The sequence below is a fragment of the Microbispora sp. H10830 genome (assembly GCF_014161375.1).
GTDB classification, from domain to species: Bacteria; Actinomycetota; Actinomycetes; order Streptosporangiales; family Streptosporangiaceae; genus Microbispora; species Microbispora catharanthi.
Genome location: NZ_JABBWX010000038.1, coordinates 1 through 8,595 on the forward strand (window position 1 = coordinate 1; position 8,595 = coordinate 8,595).

Genomic DNA, 8,595 nt, shown 5'->3' on the forward strand with positions numbered 1-8,595 from the left:
GCGTGGACTTCCCGGCGCCGTTCTGGCCGAGCAGGCAGTGCACCTCGCCGGCCCTGACCTCAAGGTCCACGCCGTCCAGCGCGCGTACGCCGGGGAACTGCTTGACGATCCCCCTCATTTGGAGCAGAGATGACGAGTCGGATGGTGACCGCGGCACAGGAGCCTCCCTGGAAAACTTGCGGCCGTGGTCCCGCCCGCCTGACGGCGCCGGCTGGCACCGCCGCGACGGCATCGAGGTCGGCGTCATCGATGCCGGTGCGGCTTCCGGACGGCCGATCAGGCGGGCGGGACGTTCTGGGTGGGAAAAGGGCATGTGGGTTCCCGTCCGCCTGACCGCATGCGCCATGGCCGCGGCACCGGGATGGGCGGGGATGTGCCGAGGCGTGTGGGACGGGACGGTCAGGCGGACGGGATGTCTAGATTCGGCAGGCGACAGGTAGGGACCGCGTGGCGGACACGCGGGTCAGGGTGAGTGGGGCAATCGGGCCATCGGGGTTCCCTCCATCACCCCTATGGCCGGGGACGTTCGGACCGTGATGCTTGTGGGGTCGGAGTGTGCACGTTCGACGACGACTCCGGCCGCGCCGCGTGAGGCGGCGCCGAAGCCGAGGTCGGAGGCGGCGAACCGGCAGCGCTCGACGGCGCCGCTCATGCCGAGGCGTGCCAACTCCTGCTCCGCCGCGGGGATCAGCCGGTCGGCGAGCCTGGCGAAGTACCCGCCCAGCACGATCACCCGCGGGTTGAAGAGGTTGACCAGCATGGCCGCCCCGATTCCGAGCCACCGGCCCACCTCCACGGCGGCGGCGTCGACGCGCGGGTCTCCTTCGGCCCGCCGCTGCTCGATCTCGGCCAGCCGTTCCTCCGGGTCGCGGACGACCTGGGGGCCCGTGCCGTACGCGCGGTCGGGTGTGGCCATGCGCACCAGCGCGGCCAGCCCGACCTTGGTCTCCCAGCAGCCGATACGGCCGCAGCGGCACCGCTCGCCGGATGGATCGACCATGACGTGGCCGACCTCCCCGGCGAATCCGTCCGCTCCGCCCAGCAGCCGGCCACCGGCGATGACTCCGCCGCCGACGCCCACCTCGCCTGTGAGGTAGACCAGGTCGGAGGTGCCCGCCGCGACGCCCGAGGTGTACTCGGCCAGGGCGGCGAGGTTGGCGTCGTTGTCCACCGTGATGGGGATGTCCCCACGGATGTCGGCCTGGGACAGCCGGTCCGCCACCGCCACCCCGCGCCAGCCGAGATTGGGGGCGACGACCACGGTGCCGGTTGTGGTGTCGATCAGGCCGGGGATCGCCACGGTGATCCCGGCCAGAGCGATCCCGAGCCGGTCGAGATCGGCGACGGTCTTCTCGATCACGCGGACCAGCTCGTCCAGTGAGCGTTCCGGGCCGGATCCCATGGCGTCGAAGCCGATGCGCCGGTCGATGAGCACTCTGCCGGCCAGGTCGGAGGCGATCGCGGCGATGTAGTCGACGTTGACTTCCACGCCCAGGGCGCCGACCCGCGATCCGTCCAGGACGAGCGCGACACTCGGGCGGCCGACGGAGCCCGCGTGCTGCGGCCCCGTCTCCTTGACCAGTCCGCGTGCCTGCAACTCGCTCACCAGGCTGGTGACGGTGGTCTTGTTCAACCCGGTCGAGACGGCGACGGCCGACCGGGAGCACGGGCCGTACGTACTCACGTGACGCAGCACCAGGGCGAGGTTGGAACGGCGCACGGTGGCCTGGTCCGCGGGAACTCCCGCGGACCCGCCGCGACTCATCGAGTCGGTCGTGTGGCCGTCGGCCCTGCTGTGCTCCACGCCGCTCCTCAATTAGTTCGCATGGCTGGCCGAATTAAAGACAGTGAGCCCCGGGTGAGACAAGAGTGAAACCGGTTGCAGGTTACGTAACGTTACGATAACCGCGTCCGGTATGGGGTCCGAAGTGCACAAATGCGAGCGATGCCAACTCGTTACGCATTTCGGGGGTGCGCAGCCGGACATCCTCGTGTTACAACCCTCATTAATTGATCTCAGAGACAAACAAAAGGCAGGTGGCGCGGGTGACGAAGGAGCCGCAACTCACCCGCGCCCCGGGCGGCGCGGCTCCGCCGGCGGGTCCGGCCGTGCTACGCAGGGCGAACCTCTCGCTGGTGCTGCGCGAGCTGCGCGACCACACCTCCCTCTCCCGTGCCGACATCGCGGAGGCGACGGGCCTGCACCGGGCCACCGTCTCCAACCTCATGGCCGAACTCCTGGAACGGCGGCTCGTGCGGGAGGTCGGCGTCGAGCACGTGGGTGCGATCGGGCGTCCCAGACGGGCGGTGGCGCTGCACGGCGCCCACGTCGGCGCCCTGGGCATGGAGATCAACGTCGACTACATCGCGGTCCACGGCACCGATCTCAGTGGCCGGGTCCTGGTCGAGCGCCGGGCGGTCTACGACACGATGGGCAGCGGCCCGGACAGTGCCGTGCGCCGGCTCGGGCTCGTGGCCAAGGAGGCCGTGGAGGCGATGCGGCGGGCCGGAGCGGTTCCCGCCGGCATCGCGGTGGCCGTCCCCGGACTGGTGGACGTGACACGCGGAGTCGTGACGCTCGCGCCGAACCTCTACTGGCACGACCTGCCCCTGGCCGACCAGCTGAGCGCCATACTCGGCCCGCTGAACGTGCCGGTGCGGGTGGACAACGACGCCAACCTCGCCGCGCTGGCCGAATACACCTCGGGCATCGCCGCCGGCACACCCGACCTGGTCTACCTCACCGGCGAGGTCGGCGTCGGCGGCGGCATCATCTCCGGCGGCAAGCTCCTGCGCGGAGCGGACGGATTCTCCGGAGAGGTCGGGCATCTGCGGGTCGACCCGAACGGCGACCAGTGCGGCTGCGGCCGCATCGGCTGCTGGGAGACCAAGGTCGGCCTGGCCGCGCTCGTCCGTGCGGCCATGCCCGAGCAGGCGTACGGGCTGCCCGGCATGCCCGTACCCGACCCCGGTGAACGAGTGGCCGACATCGCCAGAGGCCTGGCCTCGGGCGACCGGCGGATGATGATGGCGGTGGCACAGGTCGGCGAATGGCTCGGGCTCGGCGGCTCGATCCTGGCCAACCTGTTCAACCCGCGAGTGATCGTCATCGGGGGCTACTTCGCCTCACTGGCCCAGTGGCTGCTGCCGCACGCGCAGGATCAGCTACAGCGGCTCGTGGTGGCGGCTCCCGCCGCCCAGTGCCGGTTCGTCGCCTCCACGCTCGGTTTCGGCGCCGCGTCCCGCGGCGCCGCGAGCATGGTGGTCAACCACATCATCGACGACCCGGCGGCGATCATGGATCCATTACCCCGGCCGGCAGCCTACTGACGGCCCCCAAAGACCTGGAGACGGCACCCTCCAGCAACCGAAATATCCGCTACGACCAAGTGGCAATAAGCGCGGCGGCGCGCGCCTTGCCTGACGTCCCCCCGGTCAGGAAGGGTTTTCCATGTCTCCACGTCAGCGAACGTGGGCCAGGCCGCATAATGCGGCCCTGCCAGAAAAAGGACGACGTATGAGACGTCGGACCGCGGCGACGATGGCCCTGGCCCTCGTCGCCCCCGTCATCACGCTCTTCTCCGCGCCCGTGAGCGCCGAGGCCGCCACGACGGCGGCGGCGCCCGACTTCAAGGTGCTCGTCTTCTCGAAGACCACCGGCTTCCGGCACGACTCGATCCCCGAGGGCATCGCGGCCGTGCAGAAGCTCGGCCAGGAGAACAACTTCGCGGTCGACACGACCGAGGACAGCACCCAGTTCACGGACGAGAACCTGGCGCAGTACCAGGCCGTGATCTTCATGTCCACGACCGGCGACCCCGTCTCCACCCAGGAGCAGAAGGACGCCTTCCAGCGGTACATCGAAAAGGGCGGCGGTTTCGTGGGTGTCCACGCCGCGGCCGACAGCGGGTACAACTGGGCGTGGTACGGCAAGCTCGTCGGGGCGTACTTCAAGCAGCACCCGGCGATCCAGCAGGCCACGGTGAAGGTCGAGGACCCGGCGCACCCGTCCACCAAGGACCTGCCGACGACCTGGACCCGCACCGACGAGTGGTACGACTACCAGACCAATCCGCGTGGCACGGTCCATGTGCTCACGTCGATGGACGAGAAGTCCTACACCGGTGCCACGATGGGCGCCGACCACCCGAACACGTGGTGTCAGGACTATGACGGTGGCCGCTCGTGGTACACCGGCCTCGGCCACCAGAAGGAGAACTACAGCGAGGCGAACTTCCTGAAGCTGCTCCTGGGCGGTATCAAGACCGCCGCGGGTGCGGAGAAGGCCGACTGCTCGGCCTCTCAGAGCAGCAGCTACGAGAAGGTGGCTCTCGACACCGAGACCTCCAACCCGATGATGCTGAACGTCGCCAAGGACGGCCGGGTCTTCTACATCGACCGGCTGGGCGACGTCAAGATCATCAAGCCCAGTGGTGGCTCGGTCCTGGCCGCGCACATGAACGTGTTCACCGCCAACGAGAGCGGTCTGCTCGGCATGGCGCTGGACCCGGCCTTCGACACCAATCACTGGATCTACCTCTACTACTCGCCCAGCGGCTCGGAGAACGTCGACCGGCTGAGCCGGTTCACGGTCACCGGTGACAGCCTGGACCTGGCGAGCGAGAAGAAGCTGCTGGACGTCCCGGTGCAGCGCGCCGAGTGCTGCCACCACGGCGGCGGCATGGTGATCGACCCCAAGACCGGCAACCTGTGGCTCGGTACGGGTGACAACACCAACCCCTTCGCCTCCGACGGCTACGCGCCGATCGACGAGCAGTCGGGCCGGGCCTACTGGGACTCCCAGCGCACCGCGGGCAACACCAACAGCCTGAGCGGCAAGCTGCTGCGGATCCACCTGGAGTCCGACGGCACCTACACCATCCCCTCGGGCAACCTGTTCGCCCCGGGCACGGCGAAGACCAAGCCGGAGATCTACGGCATGGGCTTCCGCAACCCGTTCCGGATCGGCCTCGACCCCAAGACGGGCAACATCATGCTCGGCGAGTACGGCCCCGACGCCAACTCCGCCAGCGCCACCCGTGGCCCGCAGAACACGGTCGAGTGGAACCTGATCTCCAAGCCGGGCAACTTCGGCTGGCCGTACTGCATCGGCAACAACACCCCGTACATCGACTACAACTTCGCGACCAAGCAGTCGGGGGCGGCGTTCAACTGCGCGGCTCCGGTCAACGACTCGCCGAACAACGACGGCCTGACCAACCTGCCGCCGGTGACCCCGGCGACGATCTGGTACCACTACGCCGCCGACGCGAACAACTTCCCCGAGCTCAGCGGCGGCGCGCCGATGGGCGGCCCGGTCTACCGCTACGACCCGAACATCCAGTCGAACATCAAGTGGCCGGCGTACTGGGACGGCAAGGCCGTCTTCGGTGAGTGGAACAACAACGCGCTGTGGTCGTTCCAGCTGAACGAGGACGGCTCCAAGCTCGTCGAGATGAACAAGATCATGACGACGCTGAAGTTCCTCAAGCCGATGGACATGAAGTTCGGTCCCGATGGCGCTCTGTACCTGATCGAGTGGGGTTCGGGCTTCGGCGGCGACAACGCCGACTCGGGCATCTACCGCATCGAGTACACCAAGGGCGTCCGCCCGCCGGTCGCCCGCGCCACGGCCGACAAGACCGACGGCCCGCTGCCGCTGACCGTGCAGTTCTCCAGCGAGGGCTCGCGCGACCCCGACGGCAAGGCGATCACCTACGCCTGGGACTTCGACGGTGACGGCAAGACCGACTCCACCGAGGCCAACCCCTCCTTCACCTACACGACGGCCGGCGAGTACAGCGCCGTCCTGACCATCACCAACCCCGACGGCGTGACCGGCAAGGCGAGCGTGACGATCAACGCGGGCAACAGCAAGCCCGTCGTCAAGGTCGAGGTGCCGCCGAACGGCTCGTTCTTCGAGTTCGGCGACCAGGTGAAGTTCAAGGTCACCGTCACCGACGCCGAGGACGGCACGATCGACTGCGACAAGGTGCAGATCCAGGCGATCCTGGGTCACGACACCCACGGTCACCCGCTCGACCAGATGAAGGGCTGCGAGGCCACGGTGCAGACCGCCGCCTCGGGCCACGGTGAGTACGACAACCTGTTCTACGCGATCGAGGCCAGCTACACCGACCAGGGTGCCGGTGGGGCCAAGCCGCTGACCGGCCGGGGCCAGGTCATCCTGCAGCCCAAGCGCAAGCAGGCCGAGCACTTCTCGCAGACCGGCCGGGTGACCGGCGGTGTCGGCACGGACGCCGCCGGCGTCCAGATCGAGGACACCACCGACTCCGCGGGTGGCGCGAAGAACATCGGATTCATCCAGGACGGCGACTACTGGTCGTTCGACCCGGTGAACCTGACCAACATCAGCGCGATCCGGCTGCGGGCCTCTTCGGCCGGCGCGGGCGGCACCGTGCAGATCCGCGTCGGCGACCCCGACAACGGCACGCTGATCGGCTCGGCGGACATCACTCCGACGGGCGACTGGCAGACGTTCAAGGACTTCACGGTCGACCTGAACAACGTTCCGACGACCAGCGGCCCGATCTTCTTCGTGGTCCGCAAGCCGGCCAGCGCGGCCAACGACGCCAACCTGGCCAACTTCAACTGGGTCGACTTCGTCGGCAAGGGCGCCACGGAGAACCAGCGCCCGACGGTGACCGCGTCGGCGACCCCGACCACGGGCACCGCTCCGCTGAAGGTCGACTTCACCGCGACGGGCACCGACCCCGAGGGCGACACCCCGCTCACCTACAAGTGGGACTTCGGGGTGAACGGCGCGCCGCAGCCGACGACGGCCAACGCGAGCTACACCTACACCGCCCCGGGTAACTACACCGCGACGGTGACGGTGACCGACGCCAAGGGCGCGGCCACGACCCAGCAGATCGCGATCAAGGTGAACACGCCGGCCACGGTGTGCTTCAGCGGCCGCTCGGACGACTTCCTGGGCAACCAGCTCGACCGGGACCGCTGGTCGGTGATCCGGGAGAACCAGGACCTGAGGGTCGCCGACGGCAGCCTCATCATCCCGACCTCGGCCACCGACATCTACCAGACGACCAACAACACGCCGAACATCGTCGTGCAGCCGGCTCCCTCGGGCGCCTGGACCGCCACGGCCAAGCTGACGCTGAAGGCGACCGACGCCTACCAGCAGGCGGGCCTGATCCTGTACGGCGACGACGACAACTACGCCAAGATGGTGCTGGAGGGCCGTTCGACCTCCGGGCCGGACCACGCCAGCCGCATCTTCCAGTTCATCCGTGAGGACAAGGGCGCCCCGAACGAGGTCACGGCAAGCAACACCGCCAACCTCGGGGACACCTACCCCGACACGGTGTACGTGCGGTTCATCAGCGACGGCACCAACATCACCGCTCACTACTCCTCCGACGGCACCAACTTCACCGCCATGTCGGAGACCAAGCCGCTCGCCGGGATCACCAACCCGAAGATCGGTTTCATCTCGCTGGCCGGCGCCAACCACCCGGTGACGGACGCGGCGTTCGACTGGTTCCAGATCACGCCGGACGACAAGGCCACCCCGCCGACGCCGGACGACCAGTTCGACGGCACCACGCTCGACAACTGCCGCTGGAACGCCAACGTGCGTTACGACGCGACGGCTGCCCGCGTGACCGGCGGCAACCTGGAGCTCGACACCACGACGGGTGACATCTACGGGACGACCAACAGCGGCCCGAAGAACTTCATCCTGCAGACGGCGCCGAGCGGTGACTGGACGCTGGAGACCAAGGTCGACGGTTCGGCTCTCAGCGAGCAGTACCAGCAGGGCGGCCTGATCGTGTACGGCGACGACGACAACTACGTGAAGTTCGACTTCCTCACCACCAACACCGCAGGGTCGACGGTGGCGCGGACGATCGAGCTGCGCAGCGAGGTCGGCGGCACCGTGCAGAACCCGCAGCCGCAGGTGAACAACCGCACCACCGGTGTGTGGTGGCTGCGCCTGAAGAAGGTGGGAGACAGCTTCACCGGCTCCTACTCCTCCGACGGCACCACCTGGACCGACCTGGCCACCAACGGCACGACCACCGCGGTGAAGAACAGCGCCGTGGCGAACGAGTCGAAGATCGGCGTCTACACCATCGGCACCAACCAGGGCGCGTCCAAGACGGTCAAGTTCGACTACTTCAAGCTGATCAAGGCGGGAAGTGAGGACAAGACCGCGCCGGTGACGACGGCGACGACCGACCCGGCGCAGCCGGAGGGCGGCTCGTTCACCGGTCCTGTCACGGTCACGCTGAAGGCGGTCGACGAGACCGGCGGCAGCGGGGTCGCCAAGACCGAGTACAAGCTCGACAGCGGTGACTGGACCGCCTACACCGAGCCGGTCAAGGTCAGCGGCGATGGGCAGCACACGCTGGCCTACCGCTCGACCGACAAGGCGGGCAACGCCGAGGAGGCCAAGACGCTCACGCTGACGATCTCCCCGGCGTCCTCGCCGGAGGTCAAGCTGACCGTCACCGCCGCCTCGCGCTGCATCGGCACCTCGGCCTACGTGGCGGTCACGGCCGTCAACAACGGCGATGTGCCGGCGACGATCACGCTGACCACCCCGTTCGG

Annotated in this window: 4 protein-coding genes; 2 read left to right on the forward strand and 2 right to left on the reverse strand. The window is 68.4% G+C overall.

Features of this window, described 5'->3' with window-relative positions:
* Together HHX35_RS44410 and HHX35_RS42135 are read right to left on the reverse strand one after the other, a co-directional pair.
* On the reverse strand, positions 1 to 118 hold a 118-nt coding region (locus HHX35_RS44410), incomplete at its 3' end, for an ATP-binding cassette domain-containing protein (RefSeq protein WP_142566646.1).
* Between the two features lie 345 nt (positions 119 to 463).
* On the reverse strand, positions 464 to 1,804 hold the full coding sequence (locus HHX35_RS42135; RefSeq protein ID WP_310739684.1) for an ROK family transcriptional regulator: 1,341 nt from the start codon (positions 1,802 to 1,804) through the stop codon (positions 464 to 466).
* 242 nt (positions 1,805 to 2,046) lie between these two features.
* Between HHX35_RS42135 and HHX35_RS42140 the strand changes: the two genes are divergently transcribed.
* On the forward strand, positions 2,047 to 3,330 hold the full coding sequence (locus HHX35_RS42140) for an ROK family transcriptional regulator (protein WP_139580882.1): 1,284 nt from the start codon (positions 2,047 to 2,049) through the stop codon (positions 3,328 to 3,330).
* A gap of 187 nt (positions 3,331 to 3,517) precedes the next feature.
* Positions 3,518 to 8,595, forward strand: a 5,078-nt coding sequence (locus HHX35_RS45015) for a ThuA domain-containing protein (RefSeq protein WP_220506542.1), incomplete at its 3' end; no start/stop codon positions are given.